The sequence below is a fragment of the Bacillus sp. EKM202B genome, from assembly GCF_011066025.1.
GTDB lineage: Bacteria > Bacillota > Bacilli > Bacillales > Bacillaceae_G > Bacillus_A > Bacillus_A toyonensis.
This window is the reverse complement of record NZ_JAAMNK010000012.1, coordinates 110,263-134,518: the sequence shown is the minus strand read 5'-3', so window position 1 is coordinate 134,518 and position 24,256 is coordinate 110,263. Positions and strand designations below refer to the sequence as shown.

Below are 24,256 nucleotides of genomic sequence, written 5' to 3'. Positions count from 1 at the left end.
TAAATCACTTTTCCTATCATATCAAAAAAAGATGCTGTCTGTCTGCTGAAAAATCAGGAAAACTCCTTTTCAAAAAATAATTCACCCTCACTTTATTTGATATGATAAAATATTTTTTAAATCTAAATATTCTTTTAATTAAAGGGGTGAATGTTGTGATACCAACAAAATTAAAAAAAGGGGATGAAATAAGAGTTATTTCACCATCTTGTAGTTTAAGTATTGTCTCAAATGAAAACAGAAACCTTGCTATAAAAAGATTAACCGACATGGGCTTTCAAGTTACATTCTCAAAATATGCTGATGAGATAGATCGATTCGCTTCCTCTTCTATTTCTTCACGTGTTCAAGACCTCCACGAAGCATTTAGAGACCCTAATGTAAAAGCAATTTTGACGACACTTGGCGGATATAACTCTAACGGCTTATTGAAACATCTCGATTACGATTTAATTCGCGAAAATCCAAAGTTTTTCTGCGGCTATTCTGACATTACTGCTTTACATAACGCACTTTATACAAAAACAGGTCTTGTTACATATTCAGGTCCTCACTTCTCTTCATTTGGAATGGAGAAAGGTCTCGCGTATACAACCGATTACTTTTTTAAATGCTTAACTTCTAATGATTCTATTGAAATCCTACCATCCGAAACGTGGAGTGATGATTCTTGGTATATAGATCAGGAAAATCGAGAATTTATTAAAAATGAAGGATATATTTCGATTCAAGAAGGAGAAGCTACAGGGGATATTATTGGCGGAAATATGAGCACTTTACATTTACTACAAGGTACTCCGTATATGCCAAGCTTACGAGATAAAATTTTATTTCTTGAAGAAGATAGTTTAACAGGAAAAGCTACACTTAAAACTTTCGATCGATACTTACATTCTCTTATGCAGCAAACTGATTTTGAATACGTAAAAGGTATCGTTATAGGGAGAATGCAAAAAGGAGCAGAATGTATGATAGAGGACATTCAAGAAATGATTACTTCAAAGCCTGAACTTGTACATATCCCTATTATTGCGAATGCAAGTTTCGGACATACAACTCCGATCTTTACTTTCCCAATTGGCGGACGTGCAAAAATCATTTCTAATAAAGAAAGTTCAGCTATCACCATCTTAACGCACTAAAAAAGGAGCGAACGATTCGCTCCTTTTATGGTTTTTCTATTTTTTGCAACGCTTTTTGTGGGATTGATTCTTTCGGGATTTCAGCCCATCCTTTTCCCTGCATACCTTTTGCATAAATTTTTATAAAAGCACCCGTATGCAATTCACGGTTCACCATTCTTTTAATAACTTGTAAATTTCCATCTTCTGTATATCCTTTAAATGTATACAAATATTCATCGTCTTTTTTCTCGCTTTTATCTATAACAGCATAATAATCTTGTATTTCTTTATTTGAAAAGAAGTTGTCTACAAAAGCATGCACACCTTCTGTTTTCGTATTTAAATAATATGCTGTTCCTCCTAAAATAATGGCGAACACAGCTAAAACTTTAATTACCAATTTCATAAATGCGCCTCCTGTTTGCACTACTTTCTCACTAACCGTATGTCTATACCTGTATTATACGAAAAAAAGCATACTATACTCTATCGAAATGCCTTACACTTTCCTTACATTATTGTAAGGGTTTTTCACCTTACAGCAATTTCCCAATAAAAAATTTTTCCGTTTCACAAACTTTTATATTATTATTGAATGATACAAATTTTTATTACAAAAATCAAAGGAGACAGTTTTCAAATGGCTATCTTGCAAGGTTTAGCACTATTACTTGTTGTACTTTGTCTATTTACACTTTTCAGTTACCGTGTGCCTTACGGAATGAAGGCGATGGGTGCTTTAGCTAATGCAGCAATCGCAAGTTTTCTTATTGAAGCATTTCACCGTTATATAGGTGGAGAAATGTTTCATAATGACTTTTTACAATCAGTAGGAGAAGCTTCTGGTAGTATGAGCGGTGTCGCAGCAGCAATTTTAGTAGCATTAGCAATCGGCGTTTCACCCGTATACGCTGTTTTAATCGGTATCGCTACTAGTGGATTCGGTATTTTACCAGGATTTTTTGCTGGATACGTTTGTGCCTTCGTCGTGAAATTTCTCGAAAAGAAATTACCAGCTGGTGTAGAGTTTTTAGCAATCCTATTTATTGCTGCACCAATCTCACGTGGAATGGCCATGCTTATGGATCCACTCGTTAACGCAACACTTGGTAAAATCGGTTCTATGATTTCAGTTGCAACTACAGAAAGTCCTATCATTATGGGTATTATGCTTGGTGGATTAATAACAGTTATTTCTACCTCTCCATTAAGTTCTATGGCACTAACTGCAATGCTTGGATTAACAGGTTTACCAATGGCAATTGGTAGTCTTGCCGTTGCGGCCTCAGCCCCGATGAACTTTATTTTCTTTAAACGATTAAAAATTTGTTCAAAGAAAGATACAATCGCTGTAGCAATCGAGCCTTTAACACAAGCCGATGTTGTCTCAGCAAATCCAATTCCTATCTATATGACAAACTTCGTTGGCGGCGCGCTTGCTGGTATTATTACATCGCTATTCCAGCTCGTTAATAATGCGCCAGGAACAGCATCACCAATTCCAGGGCTTCTCGTCTTGTTTGGATTTAATGACGTTATAAAAGTAACGATCGCTGCTGTACTATGTGGAATCGTTACCACTATTGTCGGATACATCGGATCTATTGTGTTCCGCAAATATCCGATCCGCTCTGCTGATGAAATTCGCGGCATTGCTTCAGAAGAGAAGGTTGCATAAGAAAAAGAGTTATTCTCACCTTTTGAGAATAACTCTTTTTTTCATGTCTTGCTATGGTAAATGGGATTATATCGACGATTTTTTTAATATATCGACTTACCGACACATAACGGATAAAATAAAAGCCCGCGATTCTGGGCGAGCCGCTTTCGCTTTTATTCTATCCAGTTACGCCTCCTAGACCCTTGCGTCTAAGAACTTTAGTCACCAGGTCTAAACAGTCGGCTTCACTTTTACTTCACCCAACCGAGCAGCATTTCCCGCACGAATTTGCTTGCTGCGACTGGTGTTTGATCACTATGGTCGTAGACAGGAGCTACTTCTACTAAGTCTGCTCCAACTACATTTATATTTGAATTTGCAATTGCCATGATGGAATCTAATAGTTCTTTAGATGTGATACCTCCAGCCTCTAACGTTCCTGTTCCAGGAGCATGAGCTGGGTCTAATACGTCAATGTCGATTGTGACATAGACTGGACGTCCTGCAAGTTTCGGTAATACTTCTTTTAACGGCTCTAATACGTCAAATTTGTATAAGTTCATACCTACTTCTTTCGCCCATTCAAATTCTTCCTTCATTCCAGAACGAATTCCGAAAGAATATACGTTTTCCGGACCAATTAAATCACACACTTTACGAATTGGTGTAGAGTGGGATAAAGGCTCCCCTTCATACGATTCACGTAAATCAGTATGAGCATCCATGTGGATGATTGCTAAATCCGGATATTTTTTTGCCATTGCCTTAAAAATTGGCCAAGACACTAAGTGCTCACCGCCGAGACCTAGTGGAAACTTACCGGCATCTAAAAGTTTTGATACATACTCTTCAATCATGTCTAAGCTGCGTTGTGCATTTCCGAATGGTAATGGGATATCACCCGCATCAAAATATTTTACCTCTTCTAGTTCACGATCTAAATACGGACTATATTCTTCAAGACCGATTGATACTTCACGAATACGTGCAGGGCCAAAGCGAGATCCTGGACGGAAACTTACTGTCCAATCCATAGGCATCCCATAAATAACCGCCTTTGACTCTTCAAAACTTGGATGACTTTTAATAAATACTTTACCTGAATAAGCTTCATCAAAACGCATATTCTTTTCCTCCTTATGTGGAACTTAAGGTATCCCAACCTTTCATTATTTCTCAAATTTGGAGCGTACTGCTCCTCTTTCTCGATTTACCTGGGCCTTCTTGTTATCACAAGAAGACTACTTCATTTGTAGCAGTGTAAGTAACTAGCATGTTCAAGCCTTCTAGACAAACACCTTAAATGAGTTACTTACACTTTATTTATTTCAATTTAACGCTCTTACTTAATTAAATCGCCAACAAATTTCGGTAATGCGAATGCTGCATTGTGTAATTCTTTTGTGTAGTATTTCGTTTCGATTTCGTGGAAACGCTCTTCACTTACTTCTAGTGGATCATGTTTTTTAGATCCGATTGTGAATGTCCAAAGTCCACTTGGATACGTTGGAATGTTTGCTGTGTATAAACGAGTAATTGGGAAGATCTCTTTTACGTCTTTGAACACAGTTGTAATTAGTTCTGGTGTGAACCAAGGGTTGTCCGTTTGTGCAACGAAAATACCATCTTCTTTTAACGCTTTAGAGATTCCAGCGTAGAAACCTTTCGTAAATAAGTTTACTGCTGGTCCTACCGGCTCAGTAGAATCTACCATAATTACGTCATATTCATTTTCGCTTTCTGCGATGTGTAGGAAACCGTCTCCTACTTTCACCTCTACACGCTCATCATCTAATGCGCCTGCAATTGATGGTAAGTACTGTTTAGAGTACTCAATTACTTTTCCATCAATTTCAACAAGAGTTGCTTTTTTTACGCTTGGGTGTTTTAACACTTCACGAATAACACCGCCATCACCACCACCGACAACTAATACGTTTTCAGGGTTTGGATGTGTAAATAAAGGTACGTGCGCTACCATTTCATGATAAACGAACTCATCTTTTTCTGTTGTCATGACCATGCCATCTAAAATAAGCATGTTTCCGAACTCTTCCGTTTCAACCATATCAAGTTTTTGGAATTCTGTTTGCTCCGTATGTAATGTGCGGTTAATACGTGCCGTAATCCCAAAATGTTTTGTTTGTTTTTCAGTGAACCATAGTTCCATCGTACAATCACGCCTTTCAATGCAAATTTATAATAGGGACATCATTAATGTCCCCTAACAAAAATAAAACAAAACATCCAAAATGTATAGTTAAAAGTACAAAAATACCGAAAATATATTTTAGTCAGAGGGTTCTAACATATATGTGGAAAGGGTTTGCCTTGTAATAGGAAAGAAAACCCTTTCTTAAGAAAGGGCTTTTGTCTCTATTTCTACCGGTTTACGAATCGGAATTAAGATCATAACGCAACCAACTAATACAACAACTCCACCGACTAAAAATGGACTTTGTGGTGAAACAGTGTGTCCGATAACTCCTGATAAAATGGGAGCAATCGCTCCTCCTAACCAACGAACGAAGTTATAAACACCTGAAGTAACAGATCTTTCATAAGGTGAAATATCCATTACATAGCTTGTATATAATGCATTATTTAAACCAGATGCTAATCCTGATAGGACAATTAATACGATTTGTAACCACATAATTTTCACAAAGAATAATGCAATTAAGAAAATCGCAAATACGAGTAAACTACCTTTTAACAATGTTTTCGGTTCATATTTTCCTTCTAGCCTATGTGCTAAAATTGCGGAACCGTAAGCTAACGCTAATCCCCATCCACAAAATACAAAACCTAATTGAATAGCTGATAAATGCATAATAAGTGGTGAATATGCTAGCACGACGAAAAATCCGTAGTAGTATAACATCCCTGAAATCGCACCTTGCATAAACGGTTTATATTTCACCAAGTTAAGTAATTCACCTACGCCCGCTGCTTTACGCTTCACTTTTCGCTCCGGTTCTTTTACAAAAAAGAATACTAAAATAAATGCTAAGAAAATTAAAATACTCGTTGCGAAAAATGGGTAACGCCAAGAATGTCCACCTAATATACCACCTAACAATGGGCCACCTGCCATTCCTAAACCGATAGCTGCTTCATATAATCCTACTGCTTCATGAACCTCCTTACTTAATGCTATTAAAAGTGTCATTGCTGTAGCAAAAAACATCGCATTTCCTAATCCCCATCCAGCACGGAAAAGAGATAATTGAGCAATCGTTTGCGATATACCGCATATAAACGCAAATACAGTTACAATTGCAAGACCGATTGTCATCATGCGCTTATCACCAAATCTTGATGCGAATATACCAGCTGGTAACATCATAATTGCCATCGTTAAAATATATGCGGTAAATAACATTTCAACTTGCCAATGTGTTGCACCAATTTTCTCAGCAATAATTGGCAAGATTGGATCGACTACCCCTATACCAGAAAAGGCAAGGAAAGTAGCCACCACTGTAATCAATCTCCCTAGTTTTTGTTTGCTCTCCATTTCAATCATTCTCCTTTTATGCTCTCTAAAAATGTCACTGCACGATGTAAACTATCTTCAAGTTCTGCCTTTACACGCTGCATTTGCTCCATTTTTTCATCCAACGTTTGCACTTGTTTCTCAAGCATATCTTTAATTTCTTGAATCACTTCGCGGTCGCGAGGATTCTCGCTATTTCTTCTTTGTTCCATTCTTTCTTTTAACGATAAGAAATGTTGCATTTCTTGAAGCGTGATTCCTAATACTTCTTTCGCTTCCACGATCCTTTTAATTCTTGCAATATCCTCATCCGTATAAAGCCGAATGTTCCCCTCACTACGCTCCGGGGGATGAATTAAACCAATTTCCTCATAATAACGAAGTGTACGCTTTGTTAAACCAACTTGCTTTGTTACTTCATCAATTTTATACATGTTTATTCCTCCCTTCACTCAATTATTACATTTTACGTTAACGTTAACTTTTGTGCAACTGTTAGACTTTTGTAAATTTTTTTCATATAAATTGTATTTTTCTCATAGCGGTTTCATAATGAAGGAAAAGAGATGATAAGGAGATTTTCACATGAATAAACCACTTATTTTCGCTCACCGCGGGGTAAAAGGAACACATCCAGAAAATACGATGATCGCCTTCCAAGAAGCTGAACGCATTGGCGCTCATGGGATTGAACTTGATGTTCATCTATCAAAAGATGGCGAACTTGTCGTAATCCACGATGAAACAGTTGATCGCACAACAAATGGCGCAGGGATTGTTTCTGAAAAAACGGTAGAGGAACTACAATCATTGGACGCTGGTAGCCATAAAGATCCTTCTTTCCATGAAGCAAAAATCCCAACGTTACGCGAAGTTTTCATCTGGCTTTCCACAACGAACTTACAACTAAATATCGAATTAAAAACAGATGTGATTCACTACCCAAATATTGAAGAGAAAGTTGTTGCACTTGTTCGTGAATATCATCTTTCTAATCAAATTGTATTCTCATCATTTAACCATGACTCTGTTTCATTATTAGCAGAAATAGCTCCTGAAATCCCAAGGGCAATTTTATATGATACGCCACTTGCTGATCCTATTGCTGAAGCAAAAATTAGAGAAGCAACTGGTTTACATCCAAACTTTCAGCTACTAACTAAAGAATTCGTACAGTTAGCACAAAAACAAGGGTACGTTTTCCGCCCTTATACAATTAACGAATACAAAGATTTACAAACGATAATTGATTATGGTGTAGATGTCATCATCACCGATTGGCCAGCACGTGCCTTTGAGCTCCTTTCTTAATTGAAGGGGCTTTTTTGTTTTCAAAATTTCATTGTTTAAAATAAATGAAAATCCTCAATACTAATACAATAATGTTTGTATTAATGAGGGGCTGAAAAAGATGAATCAAACTATGAATCCAAAACTTAAAAAATATAAACGTCTTTTCTTCACCGTAATGTTTTCTTGTGTTCTTTTTTTCGTTTTTTCCTTTTTTGTTATTATTATAGTTGCGAAAATTATGGGACCACCTCCTGTCGCAGTCCCGCAAACAAGCGTCTTTTACGCGAATGATGATACAGTTATTGGACAAAGTAACGAAATACAAAAGCGTTACAATGTCTCTCTTAATGAAATTTCCCCCTATGTAAAAGAAGCGACACTTTCTATTGAAGACCAAAGATTTTATAAGCATCATGGCTTCGATATGAAACGTATTGCAGGTGCAATTGTTGCTGATTTAAAAGCGATGGCAAAAGTGCAAGGTGCTAGTACAATTACACAACAATACGCACGTAATCTATATTTAGATCATGATAAAACGTGGAAACGGAAACTATTAGAGGCAATGTATACTGTCCGCCTTGAAGTGAATTATAATAAAAATCATATTTTAGAAGGTTATTTAAATACAATTTATTACGGACATGGTGCTTATGGCATCGAAGCTGCGTCTCGTCTATATTTCGATAAAACAGCAAAAGAATTAACATTAGCAGAAGCCAGTATGCTTGCAGGAATCCCGAAAGGACCTAGTGTCTACTCTCCCTTTTTAAAAGAAGAACGTGCTAAAGGACGTCAATCTCTCATATTAGATGAAATGGTAGAACAAGGTTATATTACGAAGCAGCAAGCAGCTTCTGCAAAAAAGGAACCGCTAACTTTTGCCTCACTTGATACGAAAAAAGTAGCAGAGGTTGCGCCTTATTTCCAAGATGCTGTACAAGCTTCTCTTCTTCGGGATATCGGACTGGATGAGCAAGCCTTACAACGAGGTGGCTTACGTATTTATACAACGTTAGATCCTAAGTTACAATCTGTAGCAGAACAAGCTGTCAAAGATCATATACCTGAAACAGCAAACATACAAACTGCCCTCGTCTCTATGAATCCAAAAACAGGTGAAGTGGCTGCTCTTGTTGGAGGAACTGATTATAATACGAGTCAATTTAACAGGGCTACACAAGCCGTCCGTCAGCCTGGATCTACATTTAAACCCTTTCTATATTACGCAGCTTTGGAACGAGGATTCACCCCTGCTACGCGCTTAAAAAGCGAATACACTGTATTCACTTTAGGTGACGGTGTTTCAAAGTATAAACCGAAAAACTATAAAGATTATTACGCAGATGATTTCGTAACGATGGCACAAGCTCTCGCAGTCTCTGATAACATATACGCTGTGAAAACAAATTTATTTTTAGGTGATGACACGCTCGCAAAAACAGCGAAGCAATTCGGAATTAAGAGTGCATTAAAAGATGTGCCTTCCCTAGCTCTCGGTACGTCTCCTGTAAAACCAATTGAAATGGTGAATGCTTATAGTATGTTCGCAAACGGTGGAAAAGAAGTAAAACCTATCTTTATTCGCCGTATTATGGATCATGAAGGGAACATGTTATACGATGCTCATTTGGAGAGCAAACAAGTTCTCGATAAGAGCAAAGCGTTTGTGATGGAAGAAATGATGACTGGTATGTTTAATAAAAAATTAAGCAGTTATGCCGCTGTAACTGGTCAATCTATGTTATCAAAACTATCAAGAACATATGCCGGAAAGTCTGGTTCTACTGAAACCGATAGTTGGATGATTGGATTCACTCCGCAAATTGTAACTGGTGTATGGGTTGGATACGATCAACCTAAATCTATTTCAAACGTAGCAGAACAAGGATATGCGAAAAAAATATGGACCGATACGATGGAGAAAGGCTTAGATGGACAGCCTAAAAAGGATTTTAAACAACCAAGTGATGTCGTAGCCGTTAATATTAACCCAGAAAACGGCAAGATTGCTACAAAGAACTGTCCAATTTCAGTTAAAATGTATTTCGCCAAAGGCACCGAGCCTACTGAATATTGTATGGATCATGTCGATGATAAAGAGGAATTTGAAAAAACAAGTGAAGAAAAGAAAAAAACAAGTTGGTGGAAAAAATATCTTCCTTGGTAAAAAAATAGCTGACGGACATCCGTCAGCTATTTTTTTATTCACTTAATAATGCATGACGCAATTCTTCACTAGACTCGTTCCAAATCGCTTCATTATGTTCTTTCAAGAACGTACCAAGTACTTTTTTAGAAGATTCATCCATATGTTCAACCATAATGTGACGCTTCAATGATTTATCCATTTTGTTTACATGCTCTGGAAGTGATTTATATCCGCGGCGAATTTCACGGTCTACTGTCATTTCACAAGCTGTTACCCCTGCGTAATAAGCACCGTTCGGTGTTCTTTCAATTGTTACCCAAACAAGCCAAAATGGTTTTCCGTTTGGAACGTCATCTTTATTTGTTAAAAACTTAATTCCTTTTTCTACTGTACTACGCGCATGCATCGCACCGATATCAACGAATGCAGTTTTCTCTAGTACATCAACAAATACAGGTGAAATGTTTTCTAAGCTTAATGCCCCAACACCAAATCCACCATGTCCATCTGTTGAATCATTTTTCACGATATTAAAACCGATTTTCTTCTTTTTCTCTGTCATATGTAACTTCCTCCTCACTTAAAAATTATAAAAGCCCAAAAATAGGCGCAATGATACTTTGTAAAAATACGAATACATACGGAATGACAACATTGAAAATAGGTTGAATTGTGTAATTGCTAAGCGGTGTAATAACAAGAATTAATAACGCAATTGCTCCATATTTTTCATACTGTGTCATTTTCGCACGAATATTTGCTGGTGCTAAATCTTCCACAACGCGATATCCATCAAGTGGCGGAATCGGTAATAAGTTAAATACAAGTAAAACGATATTAAGCATAATAAAAATTTGGAAGAATCGACCTAATGTATCTGCTACTGCAAATGGAATTGAGTCTAGTACGCCAAATGTTAATAAGCTATACCAAATAATTAAACCAATCGCACTTAAAATTAAGTTACTAATCGGTCCTGCAATAGAAACTAATATCCCTGCAAGACGTGGTCTTTTAAAGTTATACGGGTTAACAGGCACCGGTCTTGCCCAACCGAATCCAAGAATTAATACTGCAATCATCCCGATAGGATCTAAATGGGCCATCGGTGATAACGTTAAACGCCCTTGTTTTTTCGCTGTATCGTCCCCAAATTTATATGCCACATATGCATGTGCAAATTCATGAACGGATAGTGCAATAATAATCGCCATTGCTACTAACGGAATTTCGTGCAATGGATATCTAAATAACTGATCCATACTTCATCTCCTCTTCAATATGTCAAAAAAGAAATTATTTTTTTCCGATTGTTCTTCCCCATAATCCGCTATAATAAGAGTGTAACTTACATAAAAGGAGCGATTGTACATGCCATACGTAACAGTGAAAATGCTAGAAGGACGCACAGAGGAACAAAAGAAAGCTCTTGCTGAGAAAGTAACAGCAGCAGTAAGCGAAACAACTGGTGCTCCTGAAGAAAACATCGTTGTTTTCATCGAAGAAATGTCTAAAAACCATTATGCAGTTGGCGGAAAACGCTTAAGCGACAAATAATTTCAAGTTCTTTCATAAGAAGCAGCCATTAGCTGCTTCTTATTTCTTGCCTTCTAACAACTCGATAATTCTCTCTTTATATTTTCCTTTTCTTCCATCTTCATAGATTAAATCATGCGGATAGAATAACTTTTGGTCCGTTCTCTTCTTCCCCGTAATCGCCTCAACAATATCCGATTCACGTGAAAGCTCTCTAAGTTCCCCGTTCGGCATAAGGAGTAAGATTGGCAGACGCTCTTCCTCTTCTCCTGCGCGATAAAAGTCATATGGTAAATCCGATGTTGAATCAACAACTAAATAATACTCTGGATCTAGTCCAATCTTTTTAAATAAGCTGCTTAGCTCCATCCAATTATCTAAACCGTGCTTATCTGTAAACTCTACATATTTAAATAGATTTCGATTCATAAAACGACGGCATAAGTCACTTAAAATTGGATCTTCTTCGTCTTGCCATACTTGGAAGTAATAATACATTACGTTCTCGTCTAGCTTTAAATAATCCTCTACTGTCACTTCTTCTTCAAACAAAGAATAGAAATGAACAGGATGATTTTTAAACGCATAATACTTCTCATGCAATGATTTAGCACGGTGTAAAATCTTCGTTAAAATAACTTCTGCACTGCGCGTTACCGGATGGAAATATACTTGCCAATACATTTGATAACGGCTCATAATATAATGCTCAACAGCATGCATACCACTATTTTTAATAACTACTTGATTCCCATACGGACGCATGACACGCAATATACGTTCCATATCAAAGTTCCCGTACTTTACACCTGTGAAATAAGCATCTCTTAATAAATAATCCATACGATCTGCATCAATTTGACTTGAAATCATACTAATCGCTAATTTATTAGTAGATGTTTTCGCAATTACATCTGCCACTTTTTGCGGGAAGTCCTTATCCACACGACTTAATACACGATTAATTTCCGTATCTCCTACGATAATCTTTTGCGTAAATTTCTCATGATCTAATGAAAATACTTTTTCAAACGAATGAGAAAATGGGCCGTGACCGACATCATGAAGTAATGCTGCACATAAACATAACAATCTATCTTCAGCATTCCAGTTCGGTCTGCCATCAAACACATCATCAATCATACGACGAATAATTTCATATACACCTAACGAATGGGTAAAGCGACTATGCTCTGCACCGTGAAATGTAAAAAATGTTGTTCCAAGCTGCTTAATACGGCGCAAGCGTTGAAATTCTTTCGTTCCGATTAAATCCCAAATAACACGATCACGCACGTGCACATATTTATGTACTGGGTCTTTAAACACTTTTGTTTCGCTGAGTTTGTCGTTTAAATATACCACTTTTCGACATCCCCCTTTCTTTACTGCATTCTTACTATATATTATAAACGAAATAGGAAACAGAAAGAAATGAAAGACTGTATTAATTGCCCTTATATAAAGAAAAAATCACCTTTACCGAAGTAAAAGTGATTTCTTTTTATACATTATTTTCCTAAAACGAACTCAGCAACTTCATCTAAGATCATTTCTTTTCCTAGTGGGAAGTAACCTTTGTTTAGATCTTCATTTTTAATTGTAAATACGTGGTTATTTTTAACAGCATTCATGTTTTTCCAAATTGATTCTTCTTGGAATTCTTTTAGACGCTGAGAACCGTCACCCGTTGTAAATACAAATAAGTAATCTGGGTTGTAATCGATTAAAGCTTCTTTTTGTACTTGTACTAATGGTTTATCAGTTGGTGTACCTTTAACTGCTGGTAATTTTAAATCATTAAAGATTACGCTACCGTAACCGTAGTCACCATATACACGGAATGCATTTGGATATGCAGCCATTTTCATGAATGTTGCATCACCAGTTTTAGCGATAATTTTATCATGTAATTTGCTTGCTTTTTCATCATACTTTTTAAACCATTCTTTTGTTTCTTTCTCTTTACCAAGAATTTGGCCTACTTCTTCAAACTTTGGACGCCATTGATCTAATGGAGTGTTTAACATAACTGTTGGTGCAATTTTAGATAATTGATCGTAAATCTTTTCTTGACGATTATTTACAAGAATTAAGTCTGGTTTTGCAGCAGCTACTGCTTCGATGTTAATTTTATCGCCCCAAGCAGAACCAACTGGTTTAACGTCTTTTAATTTATTTGCAATATGTGCATCAATTTTTTCTTGAGATGTATTAGCTGTAATAATTGGTTTCATACCAAAGATTAATAATTCTTCTGTTGAACCACTAAGGTCAGCAATTTTCTTTGGATTTGCAGGGATTTTAATCTCCCCTTTTGCATGTTTTACAGTGCGCTCTTCAGTCTTCGCATCTGCTTTCTTTTCTTCTTCTTTGTTAGAACAAGCTGCAAATAGTACAGAAGTAACCACTAGTACCATTGCTAATAGTGCCATTTTAAAATTCTTCATGTTCCCACTCCTTCTGGCTGTATTTATCTTATAATTTAGGATGAACTATAAGAAACAAAAATAACAATTAATCAATATATATTTATTAACCGTTGTTAATGACCCATTCTAATGGGCGTTCAACTTCCCATTTATAAGTAAGAAGCTCAACGTCCATTAGAAGTCCCCCTCTTTACGAGGGGGTTCTACTTATGTTTTTTTACGCAATTGATTACTAATCATCGCTAAATCATATGTTAAACAAATCGGTTTACAGTTTACTGGACATGGAACGATTTGCGCTTCAATCTCAAACACGTTACGAAGTGTTTCACTTGTCATAACCTCATCTGGCGTTCCTTGTTTCATTAACTTACCTGCTTTTAATGCAATCATATGATCAGAGAAACGAGAAGCATGATTTAAATCGTGAATAACCATCACAATTGTCCTACCTTCTTCTTGGTTCAATTTCTTCAGTAAGTTTAATACTTCAAGTTGATGTGCCATATCTAAATATGTCGTTGGTTCATCTAACACAAGTAAATCTGTTCCTTGTGCAAGAGCCATCGCAATCCATACCCTTTGACGTTGACCACCTGATAAGGCTTCTGCTGAACGATTTGCGAACTCTGTCATTCCCGTCACTTCAAGTGCCCAATGAATGTAGCGATAGTCTTCTTCTTTCAATGTTCCAAATCCTTTTTGATGAGGAAAACGTCCATATGAAACAAGTTCAAACACAGTAAGGCCTGTTGGCACTTCTGCAGTTTGTGGTAAGATCGCCATTTTCTTTGCGATTTCTTTCGTTGGCTGTTTCTCAATTGCTTTTCCATCAAGATAAACAGTGCCTTTTTTCGCCTTCAAAATACGAGAAGCCGTTTTTAATAATGTGGATTTCCCACAACCATTTGGTCCAATAATCGTTGTAATTTTTCCTTCCGGAATTTCAACTGTTAATCCATCAATAATTAATCCTTCATTATAGCCAACAGATACCGAATCAACTGCTAAAGTTGCCATACAAAAAGCCTCCCTTTATTTGGTCCTCATAAGTAAATATATGAAATATGGTGCACCAATTACAGAAATAACAAGACCGACCGGTATTTCTGAAGTTGGCAACACACTTCTTGAAATTACATCTGCAAATAAAAGCAAGAACGTTCCTATTAATGCTGCAGTTGGTAACATGATTTGATGTTTACCACCAACAAGGCGTCTCGCTAAATGAGGAGCCATTAAACCGATAAAACCTATTCCGCCCGCCACCGCAACAGATGCACCAGCTAAACAAACTGCAATAAATAATAATTTACGTCTTTCTTTTTCTACGTTTACACCAAGGCCAACAGCTGTAGAGTCGCCTAAATTCATTACATTTAATATGTGTGCTTTACTAATAGCAAGCGGTAAGAAAATAACCATCCATGGAAGTACACTTAATACGAATTTCCAATCTGTACCCCAGAGACTTCCCGCTAACCAAATCGTAGCAAAACGAAAATCGTTAGATGTCATCTTCATAGAGAAAATTAAACTAACGGCACCAAATCCAGCCGCAACGGCAATACCAACAAGTATTAATCGAGTCGATGAAACGCCGTCTTTCCATGCTAATAAGTAAATAATAACTGCCGCTAATATCGCACCAACTAGTGCGAAAAATGGAAGGATAAATACAGATAAAAATGTACCTGTCCCAACTTTTCCAAAGAAAAAGTAGACGAATATAACAACCGTTAATCCCGCTCCAGCGTTAATACCTATAATACCTGGATCAGCAAGTGGATTTCTTGATAGTCCTTGCAGAATTGCACCTGACATGGCTAACGCAGATCCTACTAATATAGCGATAACCATACGCGGCATACGAAATTCAAATAAAATAACTGACTGATCTTCAGCCCCGAGTCCAACCAATGACTTTAATACATCCATTGGTGGTATTTTAAAAGTTCCTGTATTTAAACTAATAAAAAATATAGAAATGATTAATCCTACTAAAATTGTTAAAACAGAAACGTTCTTTTTTGTTAAAATGCTCGTCCTCACATTTTTCCTCTCCCTTCGTTACGTGCTAAGTAGAGGAAGAATGGAACCCCAATTAGCGCTGTAATTGCTCCAATTGGCGTTTCAAATGGTGGATTAATAACGCGAGATAACATATCTGCACACTCAATTAACAATCCACCTAAGACTGCAGAACATGGAATAACCCATCTATAGTCTGAGCCTACTAGGAAACGAGTCATATGTGGAATTACAAGACCAACAAACCCAACTGACCCTGCCATAGAAACTGCAGAACCTGTTAACACAAGAACAAGTACTGTTCCGATAAATTTAATTAATGTCGTATTTTGACCAAGTCCAATCGCAATTTCTTCACCGAAGCTCAAGATTGTAATATACCTCGACATCATAATTGCAATAAAGAGACAAACTAGACCAATTGGCACTAACATATTAATACTTTGCCATTTCACTCCAGCAACTCCGCCTGCATTCCACATACTCACCTCTTGGGCAAGATTGAAATACAGCGCAATTCCAGATGAAATTGCCCCTAATAAAGCACTAATTGCTGCACCTGCTAAAGCTAATTTCACAGGTGTTAATCCACCTGGTGAAGAAGACCCAATTCCATATACAATACTTGCGCCAAACGCAGCTCCAATAAAAGATGCGATAACAAACATTAAATAAGGTGAATTAGGGAAGAATGCATACATAATTGCAATCCCGAATACAGCGCCATCTGTAATCCCCATTAACGATGGTGATGCAAGTGGATTTCGCGTCATACCTTGCATAATTGCTCCTGATACTGCTAAAAAGGCACCTGCAACTACGCCCCCTATTGCTCTAGGCATGCGAAGTTCTTGAATTACGTTATGATGCGTAATAGATCCGTCAAACTGAAACACAGCTTGCCATACAGTCTTTAAACTAATATCTGCCGCGCCAAACGAAATAGAAACTGCCATGCTTAAAGCTAACAAAATTGTACCCGCTACTAAAATAATAGAAGCTATGAGCGGCCTGCTCTTAATCTCTTTAACACTCTCATCTTGTTGTTCTATACTCCTTGCGCTCGCTTCCATCCCTCAACCATCCTAACCAACAACATATATTTAATAAAATGAAATTTATTCTCAAATAGTAATAAAAAAATAGGTGAATTGGCTTATTCCTGATAATGATTATCAGAATCAGACACTTTCTATTCTACCCACCGCTTCAAAAGGCTGTCAACCATTATTTCGAAATACAAATTCATATAAATTGACAATGTAATGAACAGTTGATGTCCATCTGTCACTGACTATCAGTAATAACCAATTAAGCTTCCATAGAATAACTCATTCCTCTTATGGGTATAAAAAAAGAAGAGTAGTCTGTTCACTCTTCTTTTTCTTACTTATTTAACTTTGCTTCAATTTTTACAATTAATTCATCTTCTGTTGGAGCTGCAACTGGACGATTATTTACAAATGCGAATGATTTTTTACGACCAGGACCACAGTAAGACTGGCATGCAACTTCAATCGTTGCACATGAATCTACTTTTTTTAACTTCGGAATTAACGTTTTAACGTTCGTTGCCTGACAATCATCGCACACACGAAATTCGTTTCCCATTATATAACACTTCCTCTATTTTAAACTTTTCTCAAGTACATTTAAAAATAAACACTAAATGGTATTTTACCGCTCTTTTAAGCTCGTTGCAAGTTTCCTTGCGACGCTCTTTCCTTCATATAAAGCTACATATTTTTATGCTCTCCTACAGAAGCTTCCATCATTCTTGGCAAAATTTATCCCGCTGTTTGTGGGCAGTAAGACTTCCGCCTTAAAATTCGGCGAATGTGAGAGAGTTAGGTAGAAAATCCACTGCCCGTAAAAACCCCTAATAATCAGCGGGAGACGGAAAAAACTTTCACTGATTAAAGTTTCACTTTATTCCTTTCATCGAAATCTACCATATTTTTAAAAGCTTTGTATAAAAGCACATTTTTTTGCCCATTATAAAAATAGGAAGTTCATAAAAAGAAAGGGAGTTGAATCTATGAAAGTAAGACAAGATGCTTGGACAGACGAGGATGATTTATTACTTGCTGAAACGGTACTTCGCCATGTTAGAGAAGGAAGTACGCAATTAAATGCATTTGAGGAGGTAGGAGATCAGTTAAATCGCACATCCGCTGCTTGTGGTTTCCGCTGGAATGCCGTTGTTCGCTATAGTTATGAGCAGGCTCTTCAACTAGCAAAAAAACATCGTAAAGATAAAATGCGTGCTGCGAGCGGTGAACAAGCGAAAAAACGTTTACTTTATACACCACCAGCTTCAGGAGCGATAACTGATTATGAAGAACTAGTACAAGAGGAAACAACTGTACAATATAAAGAAGCTAGTCTATATCAAGAGCCTACTATCCCTGCTGTAAAAAGCTCTATCACAATGCAAGATGTTATTTACTTTTTACAAACTGTTGGATCTTCAAATATAAAAGTAACCGGTCTTGAAAACGAGAATACGAGATTGAAACAAGAAATTAAATCACAAATCTTGCGAAATGAAGAACTAGAAAAGAAACTAGAAAAATTAGAACAACAATCTCATACTGTACAAGAGGATTACGAAACACTTATGAATATTATGAACCGCGCTCGTAAATTAGCAGTAATGGATGATGAGGAACGTTCGCAAACTTCTTTCCGAATGGATCGAAACGGTAATTTAGAAAAAATTGCAGAATAAAAAGGATGCATGCAATGCATCCTTTTTATTATTTCACTTCAAGCACACATGCTTCTTTTACTTTAAAATCTCTCTTTATATATGGGAAAACTCCTTTCATCATTTTTTGCTATAATAGAGATTGTCATTTTAAAGATAAGGGGTTAGTTATATGAGCAATTCCCGTTCAATTTTATCTCAGCCAGAGTGGCGTATTGTAGATCAGTCTAGTTTAGGACCGACATTCCATGCCTTGCAATCATTCGCAATGGATGACACATTATGCACAAGTATTGGGAATGGCGCATCCGCTGCAACAATGCGTTCTTGGGTTCATCACAATACAATCGTTCTCGGCATTCAAGATTCACGCCTACCACACTTAGAAGAAGGTATTTCCTTTTTAAAAGAAAACAACTTCAATGTTATCGTTCGTAATTCCGGTGGACTTGCGGTCGTACTTGATGAAGGTGTGTTAAACGTATCACTTTTATTCCAAGAAACAGAAAAAGGTATCGATATTGATCTGGGATACGATACAATGTGGCATTTAATTAAGGAAATGTTAAAAGATTACGACGTTACAATCGAGGCAAAAGAAATTGTTGGTTCTTATTGTCCTGGTAGCTATGATTTAAGTATTCGCGACCAAAAATTCGCAGGTATTTCTCAGCGCCGTATTCGCGGTGGGGTTGCTGTACAAATTTACTTATGTGCTACAGGAAGCGGATCGGAACGCGCTGCGCTTGTTCGCGACTTTTACAATGTAGCAATTCAAGGAGAAGAAACACGCTTCACGTATCCTGAAATTGTACCGAGTACAATGGCCTCACTCTCAGAATTACTTGGTGAAACAATTACAGTACAAGATTTAATGATGCGTCTTTTAAAAACATTACAGCAATTCGCTCCAAAGTTAACACCATCTCAATTAACAGTAGATGAAGTTCCTTTATATGAGACGAATTTACAGCGTATTATTGATCGTAATAATAAAGCACTTGGCTTAGAAAAATAAAAATGACCACCCTAAGGGTGGTCATTTTTCATAGCAATTCATTATAGAATTAAAGTGCTTGAGCTGCTGTAATTAAAGCTAACTTGTATACTTCTTCTTCGTTACATCCACGAGATAGATCATTTACAGGCATGTTTAAACCTTGTAAGATCGGTCCTACTGCTTCGAAGTTACCTAAGCGTTGAGCGATTTTGTAGCCAATATTACCAGCTTCTAAGCTTGGGAATACGAATACGTTAGCATCACCTTTAATTGTAGAACCTGGAGCTTTTTTCTCAGCTACAGATGGTACGAATGCAGCATCGAATTGGAATTCTCCATCTAAAGTTAATTCTGGAGCCATTTCTTTTGCAATGCGAGTTGCTTCTACAACTTTTTCTGTTTCTGGAGATTTCGCAGAACCTTTTGTAGAGAAGCTTAACATAGCAACGCGTGGGTCAATGCCAAATAGTTCAGCAGTTTTCGCACTTTCAATACCAATTTCAGCTAAATCTTGACTGTTTGGTGCAATGTTAATTGCGCAATCAGCGAATACATATTTCTCTTCTTCGCGTACCATGATGAATACGCCAGAAGTTTTTGTAACGCCTGGTTTTGTTTTAATAATTTGAAGTGCTGGACGAACTGTATCAGCTGTAGAGTGAGCTGCACCACTTACTAAACCATGTGCTTTGCCCATGTATACAAGCATTGTACCGAAGTAGTTTTCGTCTTTAAGGATTTTACGAGCGTCTTCTTCAGTTGCTTTACCTTTACGGCGTTCAACGAAAGATGCTACCATTGCATCCATTTCTTCGTATGTAGCTGGGTCATAAATATCAACGCCTGCTAATGTTAAATTCATGCTAGCAGCTTTTGCGCTAATTTCTTCTTTATTACCAACTAAAATTGGTTTTACTAACTCTTCTTTTGCTAAACGCTCTGCAGCGCCTAAAATTCTTTCATCAGTTCCTTCAGGAAGTACGATAGAAATGCCTTTTCCTTGAACTTTTTCTTTTACTGTTGTAAATAAGTTGCTCACGAATAAACCCTCCTACATATGTTAAAAAACTCTATCTTTAAGAATACTGCTTTTCCTCTATATTTTAAACTTATAGCTCCCAAAAAATAGATAAAATGAAAATGATTATATTTTCATAAAATTCAGCCGAAAAATATGTCCTACTTAAGCCTTATTTTCTCCCGATTTCTAATAAATATAAATGTGACAATTTTATGTGCCGGAACTTTATATAGATGATTTTAAAACTATATATGCTATAGTTAACGTGTAAAACTATCATTAACTGAGGTGAATAGAATGAGTGAAGCAACAACAACGTTAGATGGCTGGTATTGTCTACATGATTTACGTTCTATTGATTGGGCTGCATGGAAAACATTATCTAGCGACGAACGCGGACAAGCTGTGTCTGAATTTTTAAATGTCGTTGAAAAATGGAACGAAGTAGCTACTGCAAAAAAAGGTAGTCACGCAATGTATACAGTTGTTGGTCAAAAAGCTGATATTATGCTTATGATTTTACGTCCAACAATGGAAGAATTAAATGAAATTGAAACAGAATTAAATAAAACAACATTAGCTGAATATATGGTTCCTGCATATTCTTACGTATCTGTTGTTGAACTAAGCAACTATCTTCCAGCTGATGAAGATCCATACCAAAACCCACAAATTTTAGCTCGCTTATATCCTGAATTACCAAAAGCAAATCATATTTGCTTCTATCCAATGGACAAGCGTCGCCAAGGTGATGACAACTGGTACATGCTTCCTATGGAAGAACGTAAAAAAATGATGTACAGTCATAGTAAAATTGGTCGACAGTACGCAGGTAAAGTACGCCAAGTTATTTCAGGATCAGTCGGATTCGACGATTTCGAGTGGGGCGTAACATTATTCGCTGATGATGTTCTTCAATTTAAGAAACTTATATATGAAATGCGCTTCGATGAAGTAAGTGCTCGTTATGGTGAATTCGGAACATTTTTCGTTGGAAACATTTTACCGAACGAAAAAGTAGAGAAATTTTTACACATATAAAGTGAAACTTTAATCAGCCCTCACCAATCGGGCTGCCTGGCCAATAGCTGGATAAATAGTAAAAAAGGAACGAATTTCGTTCCTTTTTTTATTTCCCTCTATATTTCTCCTCAAAAAACTTCTTTTCTCCGCAAATTTGAACAAAAATCGACAAATTCTTTTCAAATTTCTTGTAAAATTGTAACCTTTTTATATATAAAGTTATGCTAAAATGATACGAGCTATATGCTAAATACCGATGCGAAGGTGATAATCTATATGAAGAAAATCTTGTCTATTTTACTATTGCTTTTGTTGCCAATTTCTTCCTTAGCAGTAACAACATCCCATGCGGAAGAAAAAATACATATTGAGGCAGCCGCTGCACTTCTATTTGATGCAGATACAGGAAAAATACTGCATGAGCAAAATCCAGATGAATTACTAGCTATCGCTAGTATGTCAAAATTAATTGTTGTTTATGCTGTTTTAGAGGCAATTAAAGAAGGGAAAATTACTTGGGATACAAAAGTAAATATTTCTGATTATGCTTATGAAGTCTCTCGTAATAACGAATTCTCTAACGTACCATTTGAAAAAGGACGTCAATATACTGTAAAAGAATTATATCATTCTATCGTTATCTTCTCTGCGAATGGATCTAGTATTGCTTTAGCAGAACTTCTTGCAGGAAGCGAAAAAAACTTCTTAAATCTTGCAAATGACCATGCAAAAAAACTAGGGTTAAAGAAATATAAATTTGTAAACGCTACTGGGTTAAATAACGCTGATTTAAAAGGGAAACATCCTGAAGGAACTGATCCGAATGGAGAAAACTCCATGTCAGCTCGCGATATGGGTATTCTTTCAAAAACAATTATTACAAAGTATCCAGAAATGCTAGAGGATACAAAACAAAGATTTAGAAACTTCCCGGATAATCATCCGAAGCCAATTCGTATGGAAAACTGGAACTGGATGTTATCAGGTGCTGCTTTCGCTTATGAAGGGTCAGATGGTTTGAAAACAGGAAGTTCTGATACGGCTGGATATGGATTCACTATTACAGCAAAACGTGGTGATTTACGTCTTATTTCCGTTATTATTAAGACAAAATCAATGGACGAACGTTTCACAGAATCTCGTGCATTAATTGAATATGGATTTAATAGCTTCGAAAAACAAAAGCTGAAAATTAATAAAAATAATACAATCTCTGTAGTAAAAGGGAAAGCAGATCAAGTAACTGTTGCACCTGAAAAAGAAATAACAGTAATTGCGAAAAAGGGTGACAAATCACCTTACAAAATTTCTACTGAAGCAGATAAGTCACTCGCTGAAGATGGACATTTAATTGCTCCTATTAAGAAAGATACAAAGGTGGGTTCCATCGTTTTAGAATCAACTGATAAATATGGTTTCTTAGATGGAAATAAGAGCATGAAGGTTGCTGCAAAAACGACAGAAGAAGTAGAAAAAGCAAATTGGTTCGTATTAACAATGCGTTCCGTTGGTGATTTCTTCTCAAACTTATGGTCCAAAATATTTTAATGATAAAAAGCTAGCACACGCTAGCTTTTTTATTTTCCTCTCTCAATGTAAAACTTCGTTTGGTTGTCATATCTGAGTCCTTTTCCTCATACGTATGAACTAGTAATTGTTCCACACTTCATCTAGAGATAAAGTGAAACTTTAATCAGTGGGGGTTTTGTTCATCCCCCACTAATTATTAACCTTCACCAATCAGGCGTTTAGGGGCAGTTTGATCTCCCACCCACCTTCTTTGCTCCAGCCAAATTTTAAGGTGGGAGTCTTACTGTCCATTAATGCGGGATAAACCTCTTTCCAAAAGGTATTCCACAAAGAGAGGTGACACATAATGGGTGTTATTGCTTATAACGAAGAAGATGTAAAGTTATTAGCTAGACTGATGCGTGCTGAAGCCGAAGGAGAAGGGCAACAAGGAATGCTAATGGTCGGAAACGTTGGGGTAAATCGTGTCCGCGGAAATTGTTTAGATTTTAAAAAGATACGTAATTTACGTCAAATGGTTTATCAAAATCCTGGTGGTTTTGAGGCAACTCAAAAAGGATATTTTTATCAGCGAGCGAGGGAGCAAGATATCGCATTAGCAAGACGGACCATTCAAGGACAACGTTTTTGGCCCGCTAACTTTGCCTTATGGTTTTTTAGACCTGAAGGTCCTTGTCCGCCAACTTGGTATGACCAACAAAATTCTGGTCGCTTTAAAAAGCACTGCTTCTTCCAGCCATCTGCCGGAGACTGTCCAAGCGTATATTAGGGAATGAAAATGAGGAGGGATTTTTGAATGGCACAGCAACAAAACCCGTACTATGGAACAGGTTTTTATCAACCATCAGGCACTTACGTACAACCACAACAAATGACCGCGCAGCAACAGCAACAACAGCAAGCAATGCAACAACAAGCTGCTCAGGCTCAACTTGCAGTTTCTCAAGGGATGTTACCGCTCGAGCAATCATACATTGAAAACATTCTTCGCTTAAATAAAGGAAAGCAAGCTACAGTTGTAATGACTTATGAGCGTGGTAGCTCGCTCGGTACACAATCTTATACAGGGATTATCGAAGCGGCCGGACGTGATCATATCGTTATTAGTGAACCACAATCAGGGAAACGTTTTTTACTATTAATGATCTACTTAGATTATGTAGAATTCCCAGAAGAGATTACGTATTTACCTAGTCAACAAGCAACTTATGCTCCGAGACCATAAAAAAAAGCTGGCAAATGCCA

25 protein-coding genes are annotated in these 24,256 nt (G+C 36.8%); 11 read left to right on the top strand and 14 right to left on the bottom strand.

Translation table 11 applies throughout. The features are described 5' to 3' along the window. The first annotated feature begins 101 nt into the window (after window positions 1-101). Window positions 102-1,142: a S66 family peptidase gene (locus G9F74_RS16350; protein WP_002046000.1), complete on the top strand. Its 1,041-nt coding sequence runs from the start codon at window positions 102-104 to the stop codon at window positions 1,140-1,142. Window positions 1,143-1,167: 25 nt separating this feature from the next. Here G9F74_RS16350 and G9F74_RS16345 read toward each other — a convergent pair whose 3' ends face one another. Then, the gene (locus G9F74_RS16345; RefSeq protein WP_000779927.1) at window positions 1,168-1,530 is read right to left on the bottom strand and encodes a YxeA family protein; all 363 of its coding nucleotides are present in this window, start codon (window positions 1,528-1,530) and stop codon (window positions 1,168-1,170) included. Window positions 1,531-1,764: 234 nt separating this feature from the next. Between G9F74_RS16345 and G9F74_RS16340 the strand changes: the two genes are divergently transcribed. Further along, window positions 1,765-2,802, top strand: coding sequence for a PTS sugar transporter subunit IIC (locus tag G9F74_RS16340; RefSeq protein ID WP_016107314.1), 1,038 nt, complete (start codon window positions 1,765-1,767; stop codon window positions 2,800-2,802). A gap of 233 nt (window positions 2,803-3,035) precedes the next feature. Here the strand turns inward: G9F74_RS16340 and speB are convergent, their stop codons facing one another. The 4 genes from speB to G9F74_RS16320 all read right to left on the bottom strand — a co-directional run bounded on the left by speB (window position 3,036) and on the right by G9F74_RS16320 (window position 6,717). Beyond that, the gene (speB, locus tag G9F74_RS16335; RefSeq protein WP_001209829.1) at window positions 3,036-3,908 is read right to left on the bottom strand and encodes an agmatinase; all 873 of its coding nucleotides are present in this window, start codon (window positions 3,906-3,908) and stop codon (window positions 3,036-3,038) included. Between the two features lie 218 nt (window positions 3,909-4,126). After that, complete coding sequence (speE, locus tag G9F74_RS16330; protein ID WP_000424693.1) at window positions 4,127-4,954, bottom strand: polyamine aminopropyltransferase; 828 nt, start codon at window positions 4,952-4,954, stop codon at window positions 4,127-4,129. Window positions 4,955-5,140: 186 nt separating this feature from the next. Further along, a complete protein-coding gene (locus tag G9F74_RS16325) occupies window positions 5,141-6,304 on the bottom strand; it encodes an MFS transporter (protein WP_000444237.1) in 1,164 nt (387 codons plus the stop codon). Between the two features lie 5 nt (window positions 6,305-6,309). Then, window positions 6,310-6,717, bottom strand: coding sequence for a MerR family transcriptional regulator (locus G9F74_RS16320; RefSeq protein WP_000276559.1), 408 nt, complete (start codon window positions 6,715-6,717; stop codon window positions 6,310-6,312). 151 nt (window positions 6,718-6,868) lie between these two features. On the opposite strand from G9F74_RS16320, the gene G9F74_RS16315 reads away from it, so the two are divergent. Together G9F74_RS16315 and G9F74_RS16310 are read left to right on the top strand one after the other, a co-directional pair. Continuing rightward, window positions 6,869-7,594: a glycerophosphodiester phosphodiesterase gene (locus G9F74_RS16315; RefSeq protein ID WP_001039753.1), complete on the top strand. Its 726-nt coding sequence runs from the start codon at window positions 6,869-6,871 to the stop codon at window positions 7,592-7,594. A 100-nt stretch (window positions 7,595-7,694) separates the two neighbouring features. Continuing rightward, the gene (locus G9F74_RS16310; protein ID WP_001077069.1) at window positions 7,695-9,746 is read left to right on the top strand and encodes a transglycosylase domain-containing protein; all 2,052 of its coding nucleotides are present in this window, start codon (window positions 7,695-7,697) and stop codon (window positions 9,744-9,746) included. Between the two features lie 34 nt (window positions 9,747-9,780). Here the strand turns inward: G9F74_RS16310 and G9F74_RS16305 are convergent, their stop codons facing one another. Beyond that, entirely contained in the window at window positions 9,781-10,290 is a 510-nt protein-coding gene (locus tag G9F74_RS16305) for a YwhD family protein (protein ID WP_000136676.1), read from the bottom strand. A 25-nt stretch (window positions 10,291-10,315) separates the two neighbouring features. Continuing rightward, entirely contained in the window at window positions 10,316-10,990 is a 675-nt protein-coding gene (locus tag G9F74_RS16300) for a site-2 protease family protein (RefSeq protein WP_000372440.1), read from the bottom strand. Window positions 10,991-11,099: 109 nt separating this feature from the next. Between G9F74_RS16300 and G9F74_RS16295 the strand changes: the two genes are divergently transcribed. Then, complete coding sequence (locus G9F74_RS16295) at window positions 11,100-11,285, top strand: 2-hydroxymuconate tautomerase (protein ID WP_001147171.1); 186 nt, start codon at window positions 11,100-11,102, stop codon at window positions 11,283-11,285. A 39-nt stretch (window positions 11,286-11,324) separates the two neighbouring features. On the opposite strand, the gene G9F74_RS16290 is transcribed toward G9F74_RS16295, so the two are convergent. The 6 genes from G9F74_RS16290 to G9F74_RS16265 form a co-directional block, all read right to left on the bottom strand. Then, complete coding sequence (locus G9F74_RS16290) at window positions 11,325-12,629, bottom strand: HD domain-containing protein (RefSeq protein WP_000262735.1); 1,305 nt, start codon at window positions 12,627-12,629, stop codon at window positions 11,325-11,327. A 146-nt stretch (window positions 12,630-12,775) separates the two neighbouring features. Continuing rightward, entirely contained in the window at window positions 12,776-13,714 is a 939-nt protein-coding gene (locus tag G9F74_RS16285) for an ABC transporter substrate-binding protein (RefSeq protein WP_000787722.1), read from the bottom strand. A gap of 189 nt (window positions 13,715-13,903) precedes the next feature. Next, entirely contained in the window at window positions 13,904-14,716 is an 813-nt protein-coding gene (locus G9F74_RS16280) for an ABC transporter ATP-binding protein (protein WP_016107315.1), read from the bottom strand. A 15-nt stretch (window positions 14,717-14,731) separates the two neighbouring features. Continuing rightward, a complete protein-coding gene (locus G9F74_RS16275; protein ID WP_016107316.1) occupies window positions 14,732-15,748 on the bottom strand; it encodes a FecCD family ABC transporter permease in 1,017 nt (338 codons plus the stop codon). After that, entirely contained in the window at window positions 15,745-16,800 is a 1,056-nt protein-coding gene (locus G9F74_RS16270; protein WP_000388274.1) for a FecCD family ABC transporter permease, read from the bottom strand. The genes G9F74_RS16275 and G9F74_RS16270 overlap by 4 nt, the downstream gene beginning before the upstream one ends. Window positions 16,801-17,113: 313 nt before the next feature. Beyond that, the gene (locus G9F74_RS16265; RefSeq protein WP_000526075.1) at window positions 17,114-17,338 is read right to left on the bottom strand and encodes a YuzB family protein; all 225 of its coding nucleotides are present in this window, start codon (window positions 17,336-17,338) and stop codon (window positions 17,114-17,116) included. Window positions 17,339-17,765: 427 nt separating this feature from the next. Between G9F74_RS16265 and G9F74_RS16260 the strand changes: the two genes are divergently transcribed. Both G9F74_RS16260 and lipL read left to right on the top strand, forming a co-directional pair. Further along, window positions 17,766-18,458, top strand: a complete 693-nt coding sequence (locus G9F74_RS16260) for an RsfA family transcriptional regulator (RefSeq protein WP_000868366.1) — start codon at window positions 17,766-17,768, stop codon at window positions 18,456-18,458. A gap of 151 nt (window positions 18,459-18,609) precedes the next feature. Continuing rightward, window positions 18,610-19,455 (top strand): octanoyl-[GcvH]:protein N-octanoyltransferase, encoded by an 846-nt coding sequence (gene lipL, locus G9F74_RS16255; RefSeq protein ID WP_000071939.1) that lies wholly within the window; start codon window positions 18,610-18,612, stop codon window positions 19,453-19,455. 49 nt (window positions 19,456-19,504) lie between these two features. On the opposite strand, the gene pta is transcribed toward lipL, so the two are convergent. Continuing rightward, complete coding sequence (gene pta / locus G9F74_RS16250; RefSeq protein WP_000067215.1) at window positions 19,505-20,476, bottom strand: phosphate acetyltransferase; 972 nt, start codon at window positions 20,474-20,476, stop codon at window positions 19,505-19,507. A 279-nt stretch (window positions 20,477-20,755) separates the two neighbouring features. Between pta and hemQ the strand changes: the two genes are divergently transcribed. The 4 genes from hemQ (at window position 20,756) to gerQ (ending at window position 24,236) form a co-directional block, all read left to right on the top strand. Beyond that, window positions 20,756-21,499 carry a hydrogen peroxide-dependent heme synthase gene (gene hemQ / locus G9F74_RS16245; RefSeq protein WP_001287596.1) on the top strand — a complete coding sequence of 248 codons (744 nt, stop codon included), beginning with the start codon at window positions 20,756-20,758 and terminating at the stop codon, window positions 21,497-21,499. Between the two features lie 258 nt (window positions 21,500-21,757). Then, window positions 21,758-23,029: a serine hydrolase gene (locus G9F74_RS16240; RefSeq protein WP_016107317.1), complete on the top strand. Its 1,272-nt coding sequence runs from the start codon at window positions 21,758-21,760 to the stop codon at window positions 23,027-23,029. 328 nt (window positions 23,030-23,357) lie between these two features. Further along, complete coding sequence (gene cwlJ, locus G9F74_RS16235; RefSeq protein WP_000538157.1) at window positions 23,358-23,780, top strand: cell wall hydrolase CwlJ; 423 nt, start codon at window positions 23,358-23,360, stop codon at window positions 23,778-23,780. Window positions 23,781-23,807: 27 nt separating this feature from the next. Beyond that, entirely contained in the window at window positions 23,808-24,236 is a 429-nt protein-coding gene (gene gerQ / locus G9F74_RS16230; RefSeq protein WP_000068641.1) for a spore coat protein GerQ, read from the top strand. Window positions 24,237-24,256: the final 20 nt, after the last annotated feature.

Coding starts and splice junctions, on each gene's coding strand:
- G9F74_RS16350 (WP_002046000.1), top strand. CDS start 102: ATGATAAAATATTTTTTAAATCTAAATATTCTTTTAATTAAAGGGGTG.
- G9F74_RS16345 (WP_000779927.1), bottom strand. CDS start 1,530: ATGAAATTGGTAATTAAAGTTTTAGCTGTGTTCGCCATTATTTTAGGA.
- G9F74_RS16340 (WP_016107314.1), top strand. CDS start 1,765: ATGGCTATCTTGCAAGGTTTAGCACTATTACTTGTTGTACTTTGTCTA.
- speB (WP_001209829.1), bottom strand. CDS start 3,908: ATGCGTTTTGATGAAGCTTATTCAGGTAAAGTATTTATTAAAAGTCAT.
- speE (WP_000424693.1), bottom strand. CDS start 4,954: ATGGAACTATGGTTCACTGAAAAACAAACAAAACATTTTGGGATTACG.
- G9F74_RS16325 (WP_000444237.1), bottom strand. CDS start 6,304: ATGGAGAGCAAACAAAAACTAGGGAGATTGATTACAGTGGTGGCTACT.
- G9F74_RS16320 (WP_000276559.1), bottom strand. CDS start 6,717: ATGTATAAAATTGATGAAGTAACAAAGCAAGTTGGTTTAACAAAGCGT.
- G9F74_RS16315 (WP_001039753.1), top strand. CDS start 6,869: ATGAATAAACCACTTATTTTCGCTCACCGCGGGGTAAAAGGAACACAT.
- G9F74_RS16310 (WP_001077069.1), top strand. CDS start 7,695: ATGAATCAAACTATGAATCCAAAACTTAAAAAATATAAACGTCTTTTC.
- G9F74_RS16305 (WP_000136676.1), bottom strand. CDS start 10,290: ATGACAGAGAAAAAGAAGAAAATCGGTTTTAATATCGTGAAAAATGAT.
- G9F74_RS16300 (WP_000372440.1), bottom strand. CDS start 10,990: ATGGATCAGTTATTTAGATATCCATTGCACGAAATTCCGTTAGTAGCA.
- G9F74_RS16295 (WP_001147171.1), top strand. CDS start 11,100: ATGCCATACGTAACAGTGAAAATGCTAGAAGGACGCACAGAGGAACAA.
- G9F74_RS16285 (WP_000787722.1), bottom strand. CDS start 13,714: ATGAAGAATTTTAAAATGGCACTATTAGCAATGGTACTAGTGGTTACT.
- G9F74_RS16280 (WP_016107315.1), bottom strand. CDS start 14,716: ATGGCAACTTTAGCAGTTGATTCGGTATCTGTTGGCTATAATGAAGGA.
- G9F74_RS16270 (WP_000388274.1), bottom strand. CDS start 16,800: ATGGAAGCGAGCGCAAGGAGTATAGAACAACAAGATGAGAGTGTTAAA.
- G9F74_RS16265 (WP_000526075.1), bottom strand. CDS start 17,338: ATGGGAAACGAATTTCGTGTGTGCGATGATTGTCAGGCAACGAACGTT.
- G9F74_RS16260 (WP_000868366.1), top strand. CDS start 17,766: ATGAAAGTAAGACAAGATGCTTGGACAGACGAGGATGATTTATTACTT.
- lipL (WP_000071939.1), top strand. CDS start 18,610: ATGAGCAATTCCCGTTCAATTTTATCTCAGCCAGAGTGGCGTATTGTA.
- hemQ (WP_001287596.1), top strand. CDS start 20,756: ATGAGTGAAGCAACAACAACGTTAGATGGCTGGTATTGTCTACATGAT.
- G9F74_RS16240 (WP_016107317.1), top strand. CDS start 21,758: ATGAAGAAAATCTTGTCTATTTTACTATTGCTTTTGTTGCCAATTTCT.
- cwlJ (WP_000538157.1), top strand. CDS start 23,358: ATGGGTGTTATTGCTTATAACGAAGAAGATGTAAAGTTATTAGCTAGA.
- gerQ (WP_000068641.1), top strand. CDS start 23,808: ATGGCACAGCAACAAAACCCGTACTATGGAACAGGTTTTTATCAACCA.